Genomic DNA, 19,935 nt, shown 5'->3' with positions numbered 1-19,935 from the left:
TTGATAAGATAAAATACAAGAAGTCAAATTTATATAAAGTCAAAGAAGTCAAGAGGAGATTTGCATGAACGAATTTATATCAAATTCAGGCACACTAATAAATCCTGACAGCGTTTACGATCAGGAAAGATTCATCAATATACTTCAAATCATTTTACAGAAAAAAACACAAAAAGAATTATCTGAACAAACAGGCTTAAATAATGCAACCATTTCACGAATGCTCAACGGTGCCCGATCTGGAAGACCATATAAAAGCACTATTGATAAAATTGCAAAAGCCATTGATGATCCAGAACTTATCCAAGAGTTATATGATGCAACGGGATATTCTTCTAAGAAAATACGGGAACGAAAAAAGATAATTGCAGACAATGGATTTTCTCTGGATCTCTCTACTGTTCAGGTGCATGAAAAATTTTTTTCTACCTTAATGCGTGGACTTTCCATGATGACAAGTCTGCATAAAGTTGAATGGACAATAAAATCCGGAACACCCAGATCATACGATTATTTAATTGAATTAAAAGAGGGAAATATAGATTATTGGTATATTAGATATGTAGATAGAATTACTTCTGATGAAGAAAGAAAAAAAGCCTTAACTGCCATTTATGGAGAATTTGCAAAATTGAAATTGGGCGGAAAAATCAAAGTTTCTTGCGCCACTCCTTCTTACGAAGATTATGATTATTTTGTTACAATTCCGCCATATCAATTAAATACAAATGCTTCAATTATACATTTTGATTCTGAACTCGAAAGATTTGCAGACGAAACCTTTTTAGAGACAGCTTTACCACTTAAAGAAAATATTCCTGTTAAGGATTTTTGTAATCTTACCGAATCACTGATACTATAACTTTTTGATTTTATCACAGAGAGAGTTACTTATGGCTCTCTCTTTTTTTAACACTTCCTCCTCCCACGTTCCAACTCATTATGGCTAATCATTTTCTAAAGCAAGTATCGCCTAGAGTAACTCAAAATCCCTTTTCTGGATTATGATTCTCTGACAAACTTGATAGAGATTACGATTCTCCATACCCTCAATATCACAAAATATCAAATTTTGCTATTAGCTCATAATAAATTTTCGCAGCTTTCTGTTTTTACACTCATGGTTATCAAAAGTTTTTTTTAACCATCTGCTTCTATCGACTACAGATTTAAAATTTTATTATTCAAAAAAAATAAAAGTGCATTCCACAAAAATACCTATCACCAAAAATATAATGGACACTTCTATTCATTATATTTGCACCGACAACTAGAAGTTGTTTTCCTGCCAACGCCTTTCCAACAGCATAAACTCCCAATAGCATTTTGATGATATAAAAATACTTCTTTCATCGTTGAAATAAAATACCTTGTAAATAGAATATATGTGGAATCTCTGTTTCTCATAAGTTTCTCAATTACCCCAGAGCAAGATCCACCTGTGTTTAACAATATTGTCTTTCCGACAAATATTCTTTCATCAGGTTTATATCTTGCTGGGGATTCCCCAAACCCATTCTTTCTATTTATGCCGAGATTACTGTACACATTAGAGCAAGATCCACCCCGGTAATACCATATCGCTATTTTAGCATTATGGCATTTTCCGGATGTTGGAATCTTGCTAAGGATTGTGCTCCCTAGTTCCTCACATTCAGCATAAATATATGATTGGTTCCTCGAATTTCTTCGGTCACAGCACAGGGAGAAAAAATAGGCTAAACAGCCTATATCCCTGTGAAATCACCATGTGATTATAAAATAGCAAGGACAGGAAGTGTGGATACACTTCCGCAAAATTGCCAATTTCGGAGCCATATCCAAAATTGAAAAATACATAAAAATCAAAAATCCGAAACCTTACTCGATATCCAAATTTATAATTTTTACAGATTACAAAAAAACCAATATGAAAATTTTACAAATTTTGTAACACATGTAAAATTCCCATATTGGTTTTCATTCATCTTTTATGGATTTGGAATATTCTATGTTTTCAAATATTTTACTTTGAGCAAAAAACAGCTCTATAAACTTTTATCATTGCATTTTCTGGTATAATTTCATCAACTCTCCCACACAATCTGCTTCCGTCATTTTTGTACTAAAGCCATACGCAGCCATAACAGCTTTATCATTTGCAGTATGTGCTCGTCGTAACTCGGCTGGCATTGTTAAAGGATCATATAAAGCCGCAAGATTACTACTAGGATATAATGTTCTTGCTTTCAAAATTTCCTGTGCCGATTTTTCAATTTGTTCCCGATTCTTCTCCGTTACTACAGGCCACGGAAAATTGTTATACACTATTGTGTTTGAATAACTATAATCACTTTTTAATCTTCCACACACTGCTCGCATCCATGCCATGTGAACATTCGACATCAATACACCAAATTCATAAAATGATGCATTGGGCATAGTGAATAATTTGTCTCCCGGAATAATTTCACCATCTAAATAATCCATTGGAATATATCTACGATTCTGAGAAGAAACTTTGGGAATCGCAATATATTGATTTTTATGTTCAAGTATTGATGCAAATAAAGTTGGATTCTCAGCCGCTTTTTTTGTGTTCGCTCTTGTACTACTAAGTCTAAATTCACGTACTTTATTCACTCGTTCTAATATCATCGGACATTTTTTTAATAATCCAGGATCAGCTCCAACAAGCCAAATACAATATCTCGGCTTTCGATCAATAAAATCTTTTCCCATCATATAATGTCTAAAAAACGGAGAAGCCTGTGGTTCTTTTTCCAAAAACTCTTCCTTTTCCTCTTCCGTCAATATTAAAAATCCACCATCAATTGCTTGCCCACCTAATGCTATTTCAGGAACATTACACAATGGTTTCATTCTTTTTTCAATGAATATATTTTCTGCATCAAGCAAATATCCATTAATATTATTCGCCGGAATTGCGTTCTCACCTGAATAAATTATTTTCTGCTTATTATTTACAGCTCTGCTAAAGCCAACAATTACACAATGAACATGCGCTTTTATTGACGCTTCACTATCCCATATAAATGTTCTGTATGCAAAATCAATGTGTACACCTGATTCAAAAAGCGGTTTCCAGAGAATCGAAACACTTTCTCCCTGTGTAATTGAATTAGTTGATACCAATGCTGCTCTGATATTATAATTTCCCATATAGTCAGCCGCTTTTTTATACCAGCAACTAACATAATCAAGATTTCCTATACTCTTCCATCCTTCAAATATCTTCTCAACATCTTCCTTCTGCTCCGACGCCATCCAACGTGCTCCTACAAATGGCGGATTTCCCATTATAAACGATAATTTTTCTGCAGGAATTACATCATTCCAATCAATTCTTAATGCATTTCCTTCTGTAATATTTACATATGTCTTTAAAGGAAGAAAATCGTCATTAAATCCATACACAATATTTTTCGTTTCTTCCAACATTTGAGATTCTGCAATCCATAAAGCCGTTTTCGCAACTGTAACTGCAAAATCGTTAATCTCTATTCCATAAAATTGCTGAATAGAAACTCTAATTGGATTATTTACCTCTACCAATGTCATTTGTCCGCCAACTTTTTCCTTTATCACCTCATTCTCCAAACGACGAAGCGACAGGTATGTTTCTGTAAGGAAATTTCCGGAACCACACGCAGGATCAAAAAATGTAAGTGATGCCAATTTATTTTGGAATTCTTCCAATTTTTTATCTCTGGTACGCTTCACTTGAATTGCTCTAATACTATCAAATTCCTTCTGCAAATCTTCCAAAAAAAGAGGACTAATAACTTTATGAATATTTTCAATAGATGTATAATGCATTCCTCCTGAACGTCTGGTCTCAGGATTTAATGTAGATTCAAATACCGCTCCAAATATAGTTGGAGAAATATCACTCCAGTCAAAATCTTCTGACGCTTTTGTAAGAAGTAATTCTTTAATTTTCTCTGTAAAAGGTGGTATCTCAATAGTTTCATCAGCAAATAACCCACCATTTACATACGGGAACTGAGCAAGATCTTCCTCTAAATACTCGTCTCGCTCTGATACAGGTGTATCCAATATCTTAAATAATTCTATTATAGCTCTCCGGCAATCCTTTACTTCATATGTTTCCAAATAATCATGGAACATATTTCTCTTTCCAAAAATACCAGCATCTTCTGCATACAAGCAAAAAACAATTCGCACACATAAAGCATTCAGGCTCTTTAGTTTATGCTCTCTTTTTTCTCTCTGCTCAAGTGTTTCATCCTTTTCCTTAATATCTGGTATACGATATTGTTTTAAAAACGCATCATAAATAAGCCCAACAATACCTCCTGCTTTTATTGATACTTCCATTTCATGCGATATTGTCTTTACTTCCTTTTTCACCAAGAAGTCCAACAATGGATATTTGCTTTGTAATTCATCTAAAGCAATCTTTGTCGGTTCTGGCTGTTTCTGGTTCATATCATAAATCCAAATTTCAGCAAAATTTGACGTAACAATCCACCGAGCTCTTTCATCAAAAGTCAGCTTTCCATTATATCTGTCTGCCTGTTCAAATGGAGTAAGATCAACATCTCCTGAATTCCTGATTTTCTGATCCAATGCTTTTCCAAGACTCTTCTGTTCAATAATTACTCGTGTTTCAGGAATATACACATCAATACGTTTTGTATTTCCATCAATTACAACTTTCTTTTCAAAGTTCAAACGTTCTGTCACATTATCCATTCCCAAAACATTCGTCAATAAATCAATCCAATAAGAACGTCCATCTTCATCTTCTTTCCCTTTTCCCATCCATCGGTTTACAAATTGACGGGCAGCCTCTCTTTGTTCTGCATCTGTCATGCTTTTTTCCTCCTAAATAATCGTGCATTCACAAATCTTTCTCCGACTATTTTTACATATCATATCCACAGTATATCATAAAATTATTACAGAACAGCATTCATATATCATTATTTGTATTGTGTCTGCACACAAGGAACTTCTACCGCCAAATCATAATAATATTGATACATGATCATGTTATCTTTTGCTTCTATATACACTCTCTGAGCTTCTTTCAGCAAGTTATTCCAAATATCTTTCCATTCACTAGGAGCCGAATCTAAAAACCACATATTATTAAATGACATTTCTATCGTCCCCCATAAATCATCTTCTTTACGCTCAGTTTTTATATTCATCTGCATATTTCGTGCAATTTCCAATGCATCTTTTTGTAAAAAAGTGAATTTCACTACTTTTTGAGGATCTGGAACTTTCTTAAAACGACGCATATGAGCTTCTGCCTTTTTAATAATTGTTTCCAATTGTTCATCATGCCATTTTTTATCCTCTAGTATTTCTTCTTCTGACATTTGCGCTTTTTCTTCATTAATTTCTCTTTGCATTTCTTCCAATTCATGCTGTGCAATATCATAATATTTCTTTTCAATCACCATAATCTCTCAACTCCATAAAAAAAGAAACAGTCAACATTTTCGTTACAACTGTTTCCTTTATTTTTGAAGTCCCCGGAGCATTTGTATCACTACATTCTGTTCTTTTTCATCAAGATTATTCCAAATATTCAGAACCTCTTGTTGTGATTCTGATAAGCTTACTGGAACATCCATTCCGGCAAAGAATTGTGCCATTGTTACTCCCAGTGCATCACATATCTTTTCTACAGTAGGCATAGTTGGTAAACTTTCTTTAGCAATAATTTTTCCAATCGAAGATTGAGATATACCAGTCAATTGTGACAGCCGATATTTACTCATATCACGTTTTTTACATAAAGCTATAATATTGTCCGCAATATAATCCTCTGTACGCAAGTAAATACACCTCTTTCCGATAGTAGTTACCTTAATTGTAACTAGAAATCCGCAAAATTATTAGAGATGTATCTTACAAGTATTTACTAAGGGAAACAGTAGTATTAAAACAAAAAAAATAGAACTATATAAAGTTGTATTCCATTAATGTCAGCTTATTATCTAAATGCTCATATTCTCTTTGTATTTCTTCAATTTTATCATATAGTTTCAGCACTGTCGAACCCTTTATCATTTTATTCTCTTGGCACATCTGCCGGAATTTTTCTTTGTACTCCCGCAGTACTCTTCCTTTTTCCTCTAATTCCTCCAGTGTTTTGATTTCCTCTTTATCTGCCATGTATTTTCCTCCCAGACATAATTTTTAATACATAAATGATAACCCTTTTTTCGCTGTTGTTCAATTACAACTTATCGCCTTTTTCTCCCATCAATCGACAATCTTCTTTTTGCTATATACATATGATATACTTCTCTTTATACAATCAATTGCTGTTGTATAGCTCACCATTTTTTCTATCTACAACACAAAAAAGTCAAGTTGTGATGGAAAGGAGGTGAGGACATGGAAATAAATTATGCACTTATTGGCAAACGTATAAGAGAAACCCGCAAACAACGAGGATTATCTGCCGAGGAGCTGGCTGAAATTGCTGATCTTTCTACTGTTTATATAAGCTATATTGAAAATGCCAAGCGTAAACCCAGTTTAGAATCTTTAATCAAAATTAGCAACGCACTTGAAATTACTATTGATGAATTACTCTATGGGAACTTGTTATACAATCCTACGGAATATCAAACTGACATTGATTTATTAATGGCAGATTGTACCAGCACTGAAAAACGTTACATATTCGAGGTTCTTTCAGCCATAAAAAACATTTTACGAATCAATGATTGGCATCTATCCTCAAAACACAATTACGATGCTGATAACCCGAATGATTATTAAATCATTCAATAACAATCAAATATCTATTTCTACATAAACCATCCGTTAATCACTTAACCGATGGTTTATGTCTTTTTCAATCCAAAAATTCTATGATAGTTATATCAACTATAAAGGATGTCGCTATTGATGAAAGAAAGTGAAGAACGAAGCAGTAATATTGATGAACAGAAAGCCAGAATCCGGCAAAGATACAAAGGTATTGATCCAGAAGAACTGGAAGTAATTCCGGCACTTCCACCAGAGGATATTTTTAAAACAGAAAAAAAACTACGAGTAGCTGTATATGCAAGGGTATCTACGGATGATCCACGCCAAACATCCTCATATGAATTACAGAAAAATCATTATCAGGATGTAGTAAATAAAAATCCGAATTGGATGCTTGTAGAAATATATGCCGACGAAGGCATTTCCGGCACTTCGCTTCAACATAGAGATGCATTCAAAAAAATGATTAAAGATTGTGAAGGCGGAAAAATTGATTTAATCATAACAAAAAGTGTATCCCGATTTGCAAGAAACGTTGTTGACTGTATCCGATATGTACGAGAGCTTTCTTCACTCCGTCCACCCGTCGGTGTATTTTTTGAAACAGAGCATTTAAATACTCTTGATCCCAAAAGCGAAATGATTCTGTCATTCATGTCAACACTTGCGCAGGAAGAAAGTCATACCAAAAGTGAAATTATGAATTCTTCCATTGAAATGCGTTTTCGTCGGGGAATATTCCTTACACCTCCTCTGCTCGGATATGACCAAGACGAAAATGGAGATCTTGTAATCAATCCACATGAAGCTAAAATTGTGCAGCTTATTTTTTATATGTATCTTAATGGAAGCAGTACTCAACAAATTGCTGATTCTTTGACAGAACTCGGTTGTAAAACAAAAAAGAATAATGATGTCTGGTCATCCAGTACCATACTACAAATCCTTCAAAATGAACGCCATTGTGGGGATGTTCTGGCGAGAAAAACATGGACTCCGAATTATCTTGACCATAAATCAAGGAAAAACAATCAAGACCGTAATCAATACAGAAAAGTCGGACATCATGAAGCTATTATCTCCCGAGATGATTTCATAGCTGTTCAAAAATTAATTACAAATGCGAAATATGGAAATAAAGAGATTTTACCAGAATTACATGTGATACAAGAAGGCTCTCTAAGTGGATTTATAAGCATTAATCCAAGATGGTCTGGATTTAAATCCAGAGACTACTTTGAAGCATCTCAAAGCGTCCTTAAACCGGCAAATATGAATGCACCTGATACAATTACTGCTTCCGCCGGTTCCTTCGATTTAAGAGACTATGAAGTTGCTAGAGGACAATTTTTCTCCTCGGTTGGTCGGATTTCTGTTTCTTTTTCATATAAACAGATCTCTTTTAACAAAGATGCTATACGGAAATTTCCAAACATAAAATTTGTCGAAATGCTAATACACCCGAGCTCAAAACTACTTGCTATTCGACCATGTTCCTCTGAAACAAAAAATAAAGTGCAGTGGTCACGTCTCAAAGATGGTCAACTTATTCCAAAACCAATTTCCGGTGCTGCATTTTTGCCAACATTATACGAGATATTTAAGTGGGACAAAAAATGCAAATATAGAATATTAGGAGTTGCTCACCAAAAAGACAATGAAAATGTCTTATTTTCAACATGGACGATACAGAAATACGAATCCCGACAAGTACCAACGACGTATCCGCCCCCAATAACAACACGCCTGATACAATATCTGATTCTAAGAGTGTGTTAGCTTATCCTGCCGACTGGATGAATAGCTTCGGTAATAATTACTATACTCAGTCTCAAGCGCCAGAATTAACAGAATTTACAGTGGACAAAAACTGGCAAACTGCTTCAGAAAGTAAACCTTATAAAGAACCCGAGCTACAAACCACTCCTAAAGAAACCATTATACAAAATATAAAGAATATTATTACAGAAATTAAAGGAGACACCCAATGAGCGAGCAACCTATAAATCAATGGAATATGACTACAGAACCTTCTGATATGATGAAAATCAACACACCTATGCCAATAACAGTCGCACCCAGCCCCTCAAATCAAATGGAAGTCATTGACGATGATTCTTTCAGCTATGACGGTTATCAAGTTGTACGTGGCGAATTCTTCGCTCATATTTACGAACCTTCGTTTACGTTTAATAACTACAAGGTATCTGTAAATACCGCCTGCATAAAAAAGCTACCCGATGTCGAATATGTGCAAATATTAGTCAATCCCATTGAAAAAAAACTGGCTGTCCGTCCCTGTCGAGAAGAAGAAAAAGACTCTTTTCGTTGGTGTTCCTCTGGAAAAAAGCGTTCGCCAAAACAAATCACCTGTCGAATTTTCTTTGCTAAAGTGATATCTCTCATGGATTGGAATCCTAATTATCGGTACAAGATTCTCGGCAAATTAATTCGTTCTGGCAATGAAATACTGTTCATTTTCGATTTAACTTCACCTGAAATATTTCCTCGTACACTAAAAGACAATGGAACTGTAACCACTGCTAGGACACCTTCTTATCCTGAAGAATGGAAGAATCAATTCGGTATTCCAGTGGAAGAACATCAGAAATCAATGCAAGTCAATATATTTGAAGGCTACGCAGTATTTGACATACAAGAAAAGAAGAAGGCAACTGATAAATCCATAGAAAAAGCAAAAGAACCATCAACAGCAGAAAGTGAGGAAAAATCCTATGAACAACAAACACTCTTCCCATCCACTAATATGTATTGACTTTAAAAAGAATCGTATACGAATCCACCGCAATACACTCCGTCAAATTGGTAACCCAGAATATATTCAACTTCTTGTTAATCCTGATCAAAAAATGATAGGTATAAAGGCTAGTTGTGCAGAGGATAAATTGGCACATAAAGTTAAGGATTATTTTGTCATCAATGGTAACAGTTATGAATTGTACAGCCGAGAATTACTATATTCACTTTCCCAGCTTAACCTTTCTTGGGAGAAATTTAACATTTTTCGTTTAGAAGGCAATATTTACCCAGATAAGAAAATAGCTCTATTTTCCATGGATAACATCATCACAAAACTGCCACAAACAGAATTCAAATCAGAAATAATGGGAGATGAGTATGCGCAATTATAGTATATATACATTAAAACAAAACTAGAATTCACCAATTTGTATCAATATCTCAGTGAAAAAGATTATAAACAACTTGAGCAACAGATATTATGTCATTCCTATCACACCCCCATCTGCACATGGAATGGTATTGTCATTAATGGTATAGAAGCATATGAATTATTTCGTAAACACAGTATTCCTTTCCGAATAAAAAGACTCCATTTTTCCAGTAAAGAAGATGTAATTTCATGGATATGTGCTGACCAACTTAAACGAGAGGATTTAACCAATATCAATAAAAAATACCTGATTGGGAAAAAATATGATGCTGAAAAAATTTTAGTTTCAAGACAACTTTCATCTACGAATATATCTCATATTTCCGGTGCAAGCATCGCAGCAAAAAAAATATCCGAAGAATGTAATGTAGCAATGGCTACCGTTTACAAATATTCTGCTTACAGTAGTGCACTAGATATAATTGATGAAAAAGTTCCGGATCTTGTCAAACGAGTTCGTTCTGGTCAGCTTTGGATTTCCCAAGCTAATATTATTGAACTTTCAGGATTATCAAAAGAGCAGCTTTTAAATCTAAATAACTACCTTCTTGCCGAAAAGATAGAACATCTCAGTTATCATGATATGAAAAGGGAATTACTGTGGAATAATTACGCCAAACCAATATTAAAGAAAGAATCTTCCGTTTCTATTCCATCTATACGCAATCTGCCACAATTTGATCCAGATGCGGAAATTGCAAGTCTTACGTTGACGATTCCCTCATGGAACAGTTCTATCGAAAGAGTATTAAAAGTTTCAGATTTTAAAATTGCATCTGATACAGCAAAATATAAGCTTAAATATCAGCTTATGTGCCTAATATCAACCACAAATAATATTTTGAAAAAATTGGAGGAAATATAATTATGGATGGAAATACCGAAGATTTACAAAAGTTTGTTCCCCAAGTGCATTTTGAGCAAATACCTATTAAAAATTTATGTTCAAATCAAGATTACCAACGTAATCTTTCTATCAAACACGTTCAGCGTGCTGCAGCTAATTTTGACCTTTATCAGATAAACCCTGTAAAAGTAAGTAGACGTGATGGGATAAATTATGTGTTCAACGGACAACACACTATAGAAATTGTCGCTCTCGTCTCTGGATCAAGAGAAACTCCTGTCTGGTGCATGGTTTATGATGATCTTGTTTACACTCAAGAAGCAGATATTTTTGCAAATCAGATGAAATATGTCAAATCGTTACTACCTTATGAAATATTCATGGCTAATATTGAAGCTGGTAATGATAGAGAACTTATTATTCGTGACCTTGTTGAATCATATGATCTCTCTATTACTTCTTCCTCTCGCCCCGGAGGTATATGTGCTGTATCCACTTTAATTAATATCTATGAAAAATATGGTTTTCACACTCTTGATCGTGTTTTACGCCTTTGCGTTGCCACATGGGAAGGCGCGCCTATGTCCTTTAGCTCCAATATGCTTAATGCTATTGCCCGTCTGGATAATGCTTATGGAGAAACAATGAAAGATGACACATTTAAAGAAAAAGTAGGACGTGTCTCTGTCAGAGAAATCAGTCGTACTGCCAGAGAACGTCGTGCCGGTTCATTAGGGTTTGCAGAAGCTCTTTTACTAGAATACAATAAAAAATCCAAGTATTCACTTCCTTTTGAGAAATTATACACTCATAAAACACCCAAAAAAAGAGAACAATCAACTGAAGATGAATCCGGTCAAAGTTCCACTCCAGAAGGTCAGTTAGATTTATTTTCTACGGATCAGGACAACACTCAGGCTCTGCCAAACGAATAGCGCAGAGCCTTCAGCCTCGTTCTATCCATACTTTCAAAAGAATACCCTACTCTAAGACTCCCTTTCATGCAAGCACTATTTTATCTTATTCCAAATTCATCATCCGCTCCATCCGCCACCTTATATATGAATATCCATTCCAAATATTTGCTTTTACCGGATACTCTTTCCTGTAAACAAATACAGTGTGATATTTAACAAAATGCATTCTACACCAGTTATGTATATCCTTCATATATATGTTATTTATACCGTTCACCCACTGTTCTAAAAACCATATGTCTTTATCTGACAATAACTCCATTATGAACAGTACATTATAATATTGAATGACACCTACTCTCTTCCTTTCCTCTATTAACCTTTTACACAATAACCTATACTTAATGTTCATATCGTTCCTATGCCTTCCCTCTAATCTATATTTTCCATCCTTATATACGTTATATATATAATTGTTATATAGTACATATAAGTGCGGATAATAATTCAAACGTTTCCGCTCCGCGCACTTCGCCGATAATTACACGGTTCGGCCGCATACGCAAAGCTGCGCGGATCAGATCGCGGATCGTAATTTCTGTTCCTGATTCCAGATTTGCCTCTTTTGCTTCCAGCCGCACCAGATTCTCCACACCCTGGATCTGCAGCTCTGCATTGTCTTCGATGGTTATGATGCGCTCGCCCTTTGGAATGTAGGCGGAAAGCACATTCAGAAATGTCGTTTTGCCAGATCCGGTCGCCCCGCCGATCATCATGCTGTAGCGGGTCCGGACGAGAGCCTGCAGAAACTCTGCCGCCTCTTTTGTAATACTCCCGATGGAGACCAGAAATTCCATCGTCACCGCCTGCTCCGGAAAGCGGCGGATGGTCAGAATCGGTCCGTTTAATGCGACCGGTTTCATGACAACGTTGACGCGGTCTCCATTTTCCAGCCGTGCATCCACAATCGGATTCTGTTCATTCACCACGCGGTTGCACCGGCCTACAATCTGCTGAATCACATCCTCCAGCTTTTCTGCGGAGGTAAAGCTTTTGCCGTATCTCTCGATTCTGCCGTTCCGTTCCACGAAGATATGCTGATAACCGTTTACCATAATTTCGGTAATTCCCGCATCTTCCAGCAGCTCCTGCAGGACATCGAGCCTCCGCACACTGTAGAACAGCTGTCTGCGCAGCTCCGCCTTCTGTGCCACCGGAAGATACCGTGTTTCTTCTTCCCCTAAAATCAGACCGTCAATCTCTTCGAGAACCTCTCCGTCATCCGGTTCGGATGCGATATCGATCCGCTCCATCAGTTTTCTCCGCAGAATTTCCGGCATTGTCATGTTTCTTCTCCTCTTCTGCCGTCCCGCAGAATCTGACGCACATAGTCGCCCAGCTCGCTCCAGACAAGCTCCTCAAAGTAGGCTTTTCCCGTCCGGTTTGCCGTGTGGAACGGAACGTGGATTTTCCGCATCTTGTCCAGCACCGACTGGCAGTCCCACCGGCGCAGCAAATTTTCAAACTGCTCCATTTTGGCCGCAGAAATCACATCATTCCTTATCGGAACGTAAATTTCATTGCAAAAATCCAGGATCTGATACAGATCCGCCACGCCATCCCCGAGGTCGAGAATCAGCACTTCATAGCTGCTGTTCTTCTCGATCTCCTGAAACAGCCATTTCCATTCTTCATATTTTGCAGTCTGAATGTCCATCGGCGATGCGGCGGGCGGCAGATAATCCAGGTTCTGCATTGACTGGACCATTCCGCCCAGTTTGTAGATGATGCCCTGATTTTCCTGTCTCGCATAATACAGAATATCGCTCATTCCCCTGTCGTAGCTGCATTCCAGCAGCCGTTCAAATCCGGAATAGCTCTCCATATTGAGATACAGCACTGCCCGCTCCTTCGCCAGAATCTGCCCCATCGTCAGGGCAAACGAGGTCTTCTGCGTCCGTCCGACCGGCGAATAAATGCCGATAATACGCATTTCCTTTTTCGGCAGCAGTGCAGGCGATGTATCGACACCATTTTCTACGCCGTAGCACGCCATGACCTCGCGGATCACCTTTTCCGACGACTGGTATTTGTAGACCGCCGGATACTGATCCAGCACCGGACTGTGTACGCCCTCAGACAGAATGATAATCTGACGAATCGGATACCGGCGGATCTCTTCTTTCATCGCTTTATCCGAAATCAGAAGAATCTCTGTTTCGTTATTCTTTGCGAACTCCAGAAACATCTCCGCACTGGAAAACGCATGCACTTCGAACGGAATATTTCTCTTCTGGTTCAGATATTCCATAAAATTGCGTGCATATTCCATTTCCGTGTCACAGACTGCAAAAACACTCTTTTTCTTTGCAGTATTCAATAAAATCCCCCAATCCAGAGCAGCACTCCCATCAGCACGGGAACGGAAAAATGGATGCACTCCATGCCCCACTTCCCATCGTAATAGGGAACCGGCTCTGTTTTTTTCTGGTATTTTCTTTTGGTAAAATAAGTTTGGAAATAATTGAAAAATTTGGTAAGACGCTGCGGTAAATTTCCGCAGACGAGAATGATTCCGATAGATAAGACCGCTCCAGACAGGAACGACACAATCATACATTTCAGGATCGCTGGCACACCGAGAAAGCCTCCAACAGCGGATAGGAGTTTGATATCTCCCGCGCCCAGCATATGAAAATAGAACAGAATGTAAAGTGCGAGTATCGGGAAAAGCATCCCAAAAAGAAAAATACCCGCTCCCGCGGCGCCATAGCGGATGAGCTGTGTAACCAGCCCGGCGATCCATGCGGTGATAATCCATTCATTTGCAATTCTGCGTGTTCTTAAATCCATCCATACCGCCCCTGTCGCAACTGTCAGTACCAGACAGTGCTGCAAAGACATTTTGTCTCTCACCTCCCGTTTCGTTTGGGTCAACTTGATTGTGAGGTCATTATAGTTGCCTCTTTTCGATTTGTCCAGCGGTTTTCGGCAACTTTTTCCGGTTTGTGAATTGCCTCCAAAAACGGGATGAAAATTTCTCACACCAAAAAGAAAAATCGTGTGAAAGGTTTTCCGTTTTTCGCGGATTCGTAGAATCGTATCGCAATTTCGCCGCTGCTTTTTGGCTATTATTTTATGATCCTTTTTTGCAAGAAATTTTCCAGCCGCATCACAGCAAAAAGAAACAGACCAGAACTTTTTTCTTCGTTCTGGTCTGCTTCCATACAGTTTTTTCTGTTTTTACTGAATAAAATCCGCATACTCCGCTCTGCTGACCTTCTTCAGATCCTCCGGCGCCATGCACAGCGTGGTTCCGATTCTTCCCCCGCTCACGTAAACTTTATCAAATTGTGCCGCACATTCCTGAATCACGGTCGGATACTGTTTTTTCATTCCGATCGGGCTGCATCCGCCGCGGACGTATCCGCTGACTGCAGTGATATCTTTGACATGGATCATCTCGATGGATTTCTCCCCCACCGCTTTTGCGGCTTTTTTCAGGTCTACTTCCTCTGCAATCGGAAGCACCAGCACGTAATACTGTTTGCTTTTGCCCTGCGCCACAAGCGTTTTAAACGACTGCTCGACCGGCGCGCGGTTTTCTCTGCTGTGTGAAGCCCGTCGATAAATTCATCGCATTCATATTGAAGAACTTCGTATTTGATTTTCTGGCGGTCCAGAATCCGCATTGCATTTGTTTTGATTTCTTTTTCTTTTGCCATTATTTTCTCTCCGGTGCTCCCTGCAGTGCATACAGTTCTTTTTTGAGCTGTTTGATTTCTTTTTTCATCTCAATATTTTTCTGTTTCAGCCGTACGACAGCATCCCCGGCTTCTTCCGGTTTTACAGAAAGTAAACGTGCAATGCCGAGGGTATTGATGTGTTTTAAGCAGTAATCCGCATACGCTTTTTCACCGGAAAGCATGGTCACGCGGACGCCGCCTTTGTATTTCTGGGCACTTAAGATTTTGATCAGACGGATTTCCCCTGTTTTTGCAACGTGGGTTCCGCAGCACGCACAGCTGTCGCAGCCTTCGATCGTCACAATCCGCACCTGGCCCTCGATCTCTTTTTTGCTCCGGTAATCCATGGTTTCCAGCTCTTCCTTTGACGGATAACTGATCGTAACCGGAACATTTCGAAGCACGGCTTCGTTTGCCTCCTGCTCCACATCGTAGAGCTGCTCCTCGGTCAGAACGCCGTCAAAATCAACGGTAATGACATCACTTCCCATATGGAATCCAACGTTGTTGAAACCGTAAATCCGATGCACGATACCTGACACGATATGCTCTCCGCAATGATTCTGCATATTGGAAAAACGTTTTTCAAAGTCAAGTTTTCCAACTACCGTTTTGCCCGGCTCGAGCGGTGCTTCCACGGTATGCCAGATTTCGCCGTCGATTTCCTGTACATCCGTTACAAAAATTCCATCCAGTGTTCCCTCATCTGCCGGCTGGCCGCCGCCCTCCGGGAAAAATGCGGTCTGATCCAGCAGCACGCGGTACATGCCGCCCTCGCAGACGCTCCGTTCTACGGTTGCCTCAAATTCACCCAGGTACGCATCCTGATCAAATAATCTTGTTGTGCTCATAATTTTTCCTCTTTTCCGTCTATTCGTTTACAATGTCAATCTGGCACATTTTCATAGTTTCCAATGCATTTTTATGACTCTGCGGCGTTACGCCCGCGCACGCGGATGCATCGACCGAAATCGGCACTTCCGGATAAAATGCTTTCAGCAGCATGGCATTGGAAATCACGCAGATGTCGGTGCAGAGTCCCACGAGTTCAATGAATTCCGGCACGCCGCCTGCCAGTTTTTCGATCTCCTCCGGCAGATTTTTTGCACCGAAGGTGATTTTATTCATCACCACGGCCTGTTTTTTCTCCGCCATTTTCTGAATTGTATCCTGCAGTGCATGACCCTTCGTTCCTTCGATACAATGCTCTACCGGAAGTTTTCTGCCCTCGGACGTTTCCAGATAATCCGCAAAATGGGTATCTCTGGTGCAGATAACAGCTCCGTCAAACGAATCCATCACCTCTGCAACGCGGTCAACAATCCCGACCGCCTCTTTCGTGCCGAGACTTCCGTCGATAAAATCATTCTGCATATCTACTACAATTAATACTTTCATCTTTGTTCTCCCTTCTGGGACATTTTTTTATAAATGCTGCATCCAGCTCAGTGCCAGTGAAATCCAGCTCTGGCACTCTTCGCGTACTGCGTTCTGGTATTCATAGCTCTGTGTCTCCTCGCTTGCAAGGCCAAGGCCGTGGCCGCCGACCGGATAAATATGCATTTCTACCGGAATCTCCAGTGCATGCAGTGCAGTAAAGAACAGAATGGAGTTTTCTACCGGCACGCAGTCGTCCGGCGCGGTATGCCACAGGAAGGTCTTCGGCGTATCGAGGCTGACCTGATTCTCGAGAGACATCTCGTCTACCAGCTCATCGTACCGGTCTCCCAGCAGATTGGTGAAGGATCCGCGGTGCGCTTTCGGACCGGATGTGATAACCGGGTAGGATAACAGCAGACCGTTCGGACGAAGCTGCTCTGCGTCTACGCCAAGTTCTTCTGCAAGGAATGTTTTCTTTTTCCAGAACACACCGTACGATGCTGCCAGATGGCCGCCTGCGGAAAATCCCGCTACTACTACTTTGTTCGGATCAATATGATATTCTGCCGCATGCTCCCGCAGATGTGCAACGGTCCAGGCAAGCTGGCGGAGTGCCGTCGGATAGTGAGCTGCCGGAGCAACACTGTAATGCAGAACAACAGCGTGGTAACCGGCTCCGACAAACTTCAGCGCAATCGGCTCTGCCTCACGCTCGGACACCCATTCATAACCGCCGCCCGGGCAGATCACGATGACCGGACGCACGCGTTCCGGAGCAATCTCACGCGAGTTGTCCAGAAAATACGTATATAATTTTGCAGTTTCTTCTGTATCTTTTACTTTGACATCTAATACCTGATAATTCATAAGTTCTTCCTTTCACCCAATTTTTCCGGGTACGGCCACAGCCGCCAGTTTTTACTCTGTTGTCATTATACCGTATCGGAGCAAAATATCAAGCGTATCGCACCAGACACTTTTTTCTTTTCAAATCCAATTGCTCATAGTATAATAAATTTATATTTGCATGTTTTTGAGCGGCAAAAATAACACATAAAGGAGTATATTGCAATTATGGATTCCAATCTTATTGTCCTTACCGATCAGGACGGAAATTCTGTCCGTTTTGAGCTTCTGGATATCGTAGAATACAAGGAGGATGAGTACGCAGTTCTCTATCCGGCCGACGGCGGCGATGACGAACCGGTACACATTCTGCGCATCATTTCCGAGAATCTCGATGTCAACGAAGCCGAGTTCGAAGGCCTCGATGACGATGAACTGATCGACACCATTTATCAGATCTTCCGCGAGCGCAACGATCTGGACGACTGATTCTGCCACGCAAAAAGAGCAGCATTTTTACCTTTCACACGCCGGTAAAATGCTGCTCTGTTTGTGTTCCTGACTTTCCAGTTGCTATCTACAGTTTATACTGCATCAAGTTCCTCTGGGATAAGTATTTGATATTCGATTGCCATTTTTATTTCCTTCTGCTTATTTTCTCACATCCAGCACCTGCACATACGGGTCGTCCTTTGTGCATAGTTTCCAGTCGTCTTTTCCCTCTGCGTTCGGGTTTCCGGTTTTCATGAAATTGGTCCAGTCGTCCATCATTTCTTTGCTGAGGGCATAGTCGCCTCGGTTTTCGGGCGCCAGCTTCGGCCCAGGGTTCCGAACATGTACCAGAGTTCGGAGGAATGGAACGCTCCGGCGTCGTCACCTAACAGGGCACGGGTGAAGTAGTAAACGTAAGCCGGTTTTCTTCCGAGTTTTCCCAGCGCAAGGCTCCAGTTGATGCATCCCTTATAGATGCCGCCGTGCTCGCCTTTTTCTTTCATCTCCGGGAACACACCGATGTCGTCTGCAGTTGAGCCGAGCATATATGGGATGTCCTTGATTTTTCCTTCGGTTACGGCATCGTTATAGCCGCAGGTCAGCAGATGATTGTCGATGTTCGGTACGAAGCTCAGCATTCTCGATGGATTTACGCGGCCAAACTCCTCCTGCAGCTCCACAATTTTCTCAGCCGGAATCGCACGCAGTTCTTCCAGCGATTTTGCTCCGCTAAGCTCTACAAATTCCTGGCCGATGGTTTCTGCCTCGGAAAGCGGCATATCGCGGTTCAGTCCGGTGTCGTAGCCGCCGGCGCTCTGGAAAATGGCTTTGCTGATCCAGTTTTCAGTCAGCGGAGAACTGACGAGTGTCTGTACGCTCATACATCCCGCGGACTGGCCGAATACGGTGATATTTTCCGGGTCGCCGCCGAATGCTGCGATATTTTCTTTTACCCATTTCAGTGCTGCGATCTGGTCGAGAATCGCGTAGTTTCCGCTTCTTCCGACACCGCTCTCCTCGGACAGCCACGGATGTGCCAAAAATCCGAAAGCACCGAGACGGTAATTGATCGCAACGAGAATCACTCCGCGTTCGCAGTAAGCAGCTCCATCAAATTCGGATTCGTGGCTGAAGCCGTGCATAAACGCGCCGCCGTGAATCCAGAAAGCAACCGGCAGTTTTTCATCCACTGTATTTGCCGGTGTCCAGATGTTTAAGTACAGACAGTCCTCACTCTGCTTCATGCCGAATTCCGGGTCGAGATAAAATTCTTTTCCATAGAAGGAGTCCGGCTCATGCTCGGTCTGCGGGCAGACGCATCCGAAATGATCCGCCTTATAAACGCCCTCCCAGCACGCCGGCTCTTCCGGCGGGCAGAATCGTTTTTCGCCTACCGGCGGCTTTGCGTACGGAACGCCGCGGAATACCGTGTAGCCGTCTTTTTGCACACCATGAACCTGTCCATATTTTGTTTTTGTCTCTGTAATTGCCATAAGTAAAAATCCCCTTTCCATTTCTTATAACTGTGATAAAAACCCTCATACAGATTTAGTATAGCAAATCTTTTTCTTCGTTTCTATATGCACAATTCCAAATAATGGCACCCAGTTTTGTAACTATTGATTATTGGTTATGCAGACATTTAAAAATCCTCTTGATTTATTAGCACACAGAAATAATAATATTTTGTATATAAGATTGACTTATTATCACTGACAAAAACCTTTCATGACTGATCTGGTTTACTTTGAC

21 protein-coding genes and 1 pseudogene are annotated in these 19,935 nt (G+C 40.0%); 9 read left to right on the top strand and 13 right to left on the bottom strand.

The features are described 5' to 3' along the window. The first annotated feature begins 64 nt into the window (after nt 1-64). Nucleotides 65-862 carry a helix-turn-helix domain-containing protein gene (locus DWZ60_RS13460; protein WP_117649577.1) on the top strand — a complete coding sequence of 266 codons (798 nt, stop codon included), beginning with the start codon at nt 65-67 and terminating at the stop codon, nt 860-862. 1,178 nt (nt 863-2,040) lie between these two features. Here DWZ60_RS13460 and DWZ60_RS13455 read toward each other — a convergent pair. The 4 genes from DWZ60_RS13455 to DWZ60_RS13440 all read right to left on the bottom strand — a co-directional run bounded on the left by DWZ60_RS13455 (nt 2,041) and on the right by DWZ60_RS13440 (nt 6,156). Continuing rightward, nucleotides 2,041-4,839, bottom strand: a complete 2,799-nt coding sequence (locus tag DWZ60_RS13455; protein WP_119221821.1) for a DNA methyltransferase — start codon at nt 4,837-4,839, stop codon at nt 2,041-2,043. Nucleotides 4,840-4,949: 110 nt separating this feature from the next. Next, nucleotides 4,950-5,438, bottom strand: a complete 489-nt coding sequence (locus DWZ60_RS13450) for a chemotaxis protein CheY (RefSeq protein ID WP_117649579.1) — start codon at nt 5,436-5,438, stop codon at nt 4,950-4,952. 57 nt (nt 5,439-5,495) lie between these two features. After that, nucleotides 5,496-5,816, bottom strand: coding sequence for a helix-turn-helix domain-containing protein (locus DWZ60_RS13445; protein ID WP_013976760.1), 321 nt, complete (start codon nt 5,814-5,816; stop codon nt 5,496-5,498). Between the two features lie 124 nt (nt 5,817-5,940). Further along, the gene (locus DWZ60_RS13440) at nt 5,941-6,156 is read right to left on the bottom strand and encodes a hypothetical protein (protein ID WP_013976761.1); all 216 of its coding nucleotides are present in this window, start codon (nt 6,154-6,156) and stop codon (nt 5,941-5,943) included. Nucleotides 6,157-6,381: 225 nt separating this feature from the next. Between DWZ60_RS13440 and DWZ60_RS13435 the strand changes: the two genes are divergently transcribed. The 7 genes from DWZ60_RS13435 to DWZ60_RS13410 all read left to right on the top strand — a co-directional run bounded on the left by DWZ60_RS13435 (nt 6,382) and on the right by DWZ60_RS13410 (nt 11,737). Next, entirely contained in the window at nt 6,382-6,771 is a 390-nt protein-coding gene (locus DWZ60_RS13435; protein ID WP_008374249.1) for a helix-turn-helix domain-containing protein, read from the top strand. A gap of 129 nt (nt 6,772-6,900) precedes the next feature. Beyond that, a complete protein-coding gene (locus DWZ60_RS13430; protein ID WP_330422342.1) occupies nt 6,901-8,541 on the top strand; it encodes a recombinase family protein in 1,641 nt (546 codons plus the stop codon). Then, nucleotides 8,535-8,753, top strand: a complete 219-nt coding sequence (locus DWZ60_RS20295) for a hypothetical protein (protein ID WP_330422341.1) — start codon at nt 8,535-8,537, stop codon at nt 8,751-8,753. Before DWZ60_RS13430 ends, DWZ60_RS20295 begins: the two co-directional genes overlap by 7 nt. Beyond that, nucleotides 8,750-9,538: a hypothetical protein gene (locus DWZ60_RS13425; protein ID WP_055145192.1), complete on the top strand. Its 789-nt coding sequence runs from the start codon at nt 8,750-8,752 to the stop codon at nt 9,536-9,538. The genes DWZ60_RS20295 and DWZ60_RS13425 overlap by 4 nt, the downstream gene beginning before the upstream one ends. Continuing rightward, nucleotides 9,498-9,914 (top strand): hypothetical protein, encoded by a 417-nt coding sequence (locus tag DWZ60_RS13420; RefSeq protein ID WP_044999283.1) that lies wholly within the window; start codon nt 9,498-9,500, stop codon nt 9,912-9,914. Before DWZ60_RS13425 ends, DWZ60_RS13420 begins: the two co-directional genes overlap by 41 nt. 36 nt (nt 9,915-9,950) lie before the next feature. Then, nucleotides 9,951-10,820, top strand: a complete 870-nt coding sequence (locus DWZ60_RS13415) for a hypothetical protein (RefSeq protein ID WP_243038332.1) — start codon at nt 9,951-9,953, stop codon at nt 10,818-10,820. 2 nt (nt 10,821-10,822) lie between these two features. Beyond that, the gene (locus DWZ60_RS13410) at nt 10,823-11,737 is read left to right on the top strand and encodes a DUF6551 family protein (protein WP_117592861.1); all 915 of its coding nucleotides are present in this window, start codon (nt 10,823-10,825) and stop codon (nt 11,735-11,737) included. Between the two features lie 458 nt (nt 11,738-12,195). Here DWZ60_RS13410 and DWZ60_RS13400 read toward each other — a convergent pair whose 3' ends face one another. The 7 genes and pseudogenes from DWZ60_RS13400 to DWZ60_RS13370 all read right to left on the bottom strand — a co-directional run bounded on the left by DWZ60_RS13400 (nt 12,196) and on the right by DWZ60_RS13370 (nt 17,712). Then, nucleotides 12,196-13,065, bottom strand: coding sequence for a CpaF family protein (locus DWZ60_RS13400; RefSeq protein ID WP_119221819.1), 870 nt, complete (start codon nt 13,063-13,065; stop codon nt 12,196-12,198). After that, entirely contained in the window at nt 13,062-14,099 is a 1,038-nt protein-coding gene (locus DWZ60_RS13395; protein ID WP_226906364.1) for a hypothetical protein, read from the bottom strand. Before DWZ60_RS13395 ends, DWZ60_RS13400 begins: the two co-directional genes overlap by 4 nt. Next, the gene (locus DWZ60_RS13390) at nt 14,096-14,623 is read right to left on the bottom strand and encodes an A24 family peptidase (RefSeq protein ID WP_022461951.1); all 528 of its coding nucleotides are present in this window, start codon (nt 14,621-14,623) and stop codon (nt 14,096-14,098) included. The genes DWZ60_RS13395 and DWZ60_RS13390 overlap by 4 nt, the downstream gene beginning before the upstream one ends. A gap of 339 nt (nt 14,624-14,962) precedes the next feature. Continuing rightward, nucleotides 14,963-15,444, bottom strand: a pseudogene (ybaK, locus tag DWZ60_RS13385) (Cys-tRNA(Pro) deacylase). After that, on the bottom strand, nt 15,444-16,316 hold the full coding sequence (locus DWZ60_RS13380; protein ID WP_055226602.1) for an alanyl-tRNA editing protein: 873 nt from the start codon (nt 16,314-16,316) through the stop codon (nt 15,444-15,446). Before DWZ60_RS13380 ends, ybaK begins: the two are co-directional and overlap by 1 nt. Before the next feature lie 19 nt (nt 16,317-16,335). Next, complete coding sequence (locus DWZ60_RS13375) at nt 16,336-16,863, bottom strand: cysteine hydrolase family protein (RefSeq protein ID WP_119221817.1); 528 nt, start codon at nt 16,861-16,863, stop codon at nt 16,336-16,338. A 27-nt stretch (nt 16,864-16,890) separates the two neighbouring features. Next, nucleotides 16,891-17,712 (bottom strand): alpha/beta hydrolase, encoded by an 822-nt coding sequence (locus DWZ60_RS13370; protein ID WP_022461955.1) that lies wholly within the window; start codon nt 17,710-17,712, stop codon nt 16,891-16,893. 207 nt (nt 17,713-17,919) lie between these two features. On the opposite strand from DWZ60_RS13370, the gene DWZ60_RS13365 reads away from it, so the two are divergent. Beyond that, a complete protein-coding gene (locus DWZ60_RS13365; RefSeq protein ID WP_022461956.1) occupies nt 17,920-18,180 on the top strand; it encodes a DUF1292 domain-containing protein in 261 nt (86 codons plus the stop codon). Between the two features lie 162 nt (nt 18,181-18,342). On the opposite strand, the gene DWZ60_RS18310 is transcribed toward DWZ60_RS13365, so the two are convergent. Both DWZ60_RS18310 and DWZ60_RS13360 read right to left on the bottom strand, forming a co-directional pair. Continuing rightward, on the bottom strand, nt 18,343-18,438 hold the full coding sequence (locus DWZ60_RS18310; RefSeq protein ID WP_243038331.1) for a hypothetical protein: 96 nt from the start codon (nt 18,436-18,438) through the stop codon (nt 18,343-18,345). A 20-nt stretch (nt 18,439-18,458) separates the two neighbouring features. Next, entirely contained in the window at nt 18,459-19,676 is a 1,218-nt protein-coding gene (locus tag DWZ60_RS13360) for a carboxylesterase/lipase family protein (protein WP_243038330.1), read from the bottom strand. Between the last annotated feature and the right edge of the window lie 259 nt (nt 19,677-19,935).

This window comes from Blautia sp. AF34-10 (assembly GCF_003477865.1).
In the GTDB taxonomy this organism is placed as follows: Bacteria; Bacillota; Clostridia; order Lachnospirales; family Lachnospiraceae; genus Fusicatenibacter; species Fusicatenibacter saccharivorans.
Note: the sequence above shows the minus strand (reverse complement) of the source record. Positions and strands in the feature narration are given on the sequence as shown.

What these genes read in the sequence shown, in the direction of transcription:
- DWZ60_RS13425 (WP_055145192.1), top strand. Translation starts at nt 8,750, where the DNA reads ATGAGCGAGCAACCTATAAATCAATGGAATATGACTACAGAACCTTCT.
- DWZ60_RS13440 (WP_013976761.1), bottom strand. Translation starts at nt 6,156, where the DNA reads ATGGCAGATAAAGAGGAAATCAAAACACTGGAGGAATTAGAGGAAAAA.
- DWZ60_RS13370 (WP_022461955.1), bottom strand. Translation starts at nt 17,712, where the DNA reads ATGAATTATCAGGTATTAGATGTCAAAGTAAAAGATACAGAAGAAACT.
- DWZ60_RS13420 (WP_044999283.1), top strand. Translation starts at nt 9,498, where the DNA reads ATGAACAACAAACACTCTTCCCATCCACTAATATGTATTGACTTTAAA.
- DWZ60_RS13365 (WP_022461956.1), top strand. Translation starts at nt 17,920, where the DNA reads ATGGATTCCAATCTTATTGTCCTTACCGATCAGGACGGAAATTCTGTC.
- DWZ60_RS13435 (WP_008374249.1), top strand. Translation starts at nt 6,382, where the DNA reads ATGGAAATAAATTATGCACTTATTGGCAAACGTATAAGAGAAACCCGC.
- DWZ60_RS13410 (WP_117592861.1), top strand. Translation starts at nt 10,823, where the DNA reads ATGGATGGAAATACCGAAGATTTACAAAAGTTTGTTCCCCAAGTGCAT.
- DWZ60_RS13375 (WP_119221817.1), bottom strand. Translation starts at nt 16,863, where the DNA reads ATGAAAGTATTAATTGTAGTAGATATGCAGAATGATTTTATCGACGGA.
- DWZ60_RS13460 (WP_117649577.1), top strand. Translation starts at nt 65, where the DNA reads ATGAACGAATTTATATCAAATTCAGGCACACTAATAAATCCTGACAGC.
- DWZ60_RS13430 (WP_330422342.1), top strand. Translation starts at nt 6,901, where the DNA reads ATGAAAGAAAGTGAAGAACGAAGCAGTAATATTGATGAACAGAAAGCC.
- DWZ60_RS13360 (WP_243038330.1), bottom strand. Translation starts at nt 19,676, where the DNA reads ATGGCAATTACAGAGACAAAAACAAAATATGGACAGGTTCATGGTGTG.
- DWZ60_RS13380 (WP_055226602.1), bottom strand. Translation starts at nt 16,316, where the DNA reads ATGAGCACAACAAGATTATTTGATCAGGATGCGTACCTGGGTGAATTT.
- DWZ60_RS13400 (WP_119221819.1), bottom strand. Translation starts at nt 13,065, where the DNA reads ATGACAATGCCGGAAATTCTGCGGAGAAAACTGATGGAGCGGATCGAT.
- DWZ60_RS13455 (WP_119221821.1), bottom strand. Translation starts at nt 4,839, where the DNA reads ATGACAGATGCAGAACAAAGAGAGGCTGCCCGTCAATTTGTAAACCGA.
- DWZ60_RS13390 (WP_022461951.1), bottom strand. Translation starts at nt 14,623, where the DNA reads ATGTCTTTGCAGCACTGTCTGGTACTGACAGTTGCGACAGGGGCGGTA.
- DWZ60_RS13450 (WP_117649579.1), bottom strand. Translation starts at nt 5,438, where the DNA reads ATGGTGATTGAAAAGAAATATTATGATATTGCACAGCATGAATTGGAA.
- DWZ60_RS18310 (WP_243038331.1), bottom strand. Translation starts at nt 18,438, where the DNA reads ATGAAAACCGGAAACCCGAACGCAGAGGGAAAAGACGACTGGAAACTA.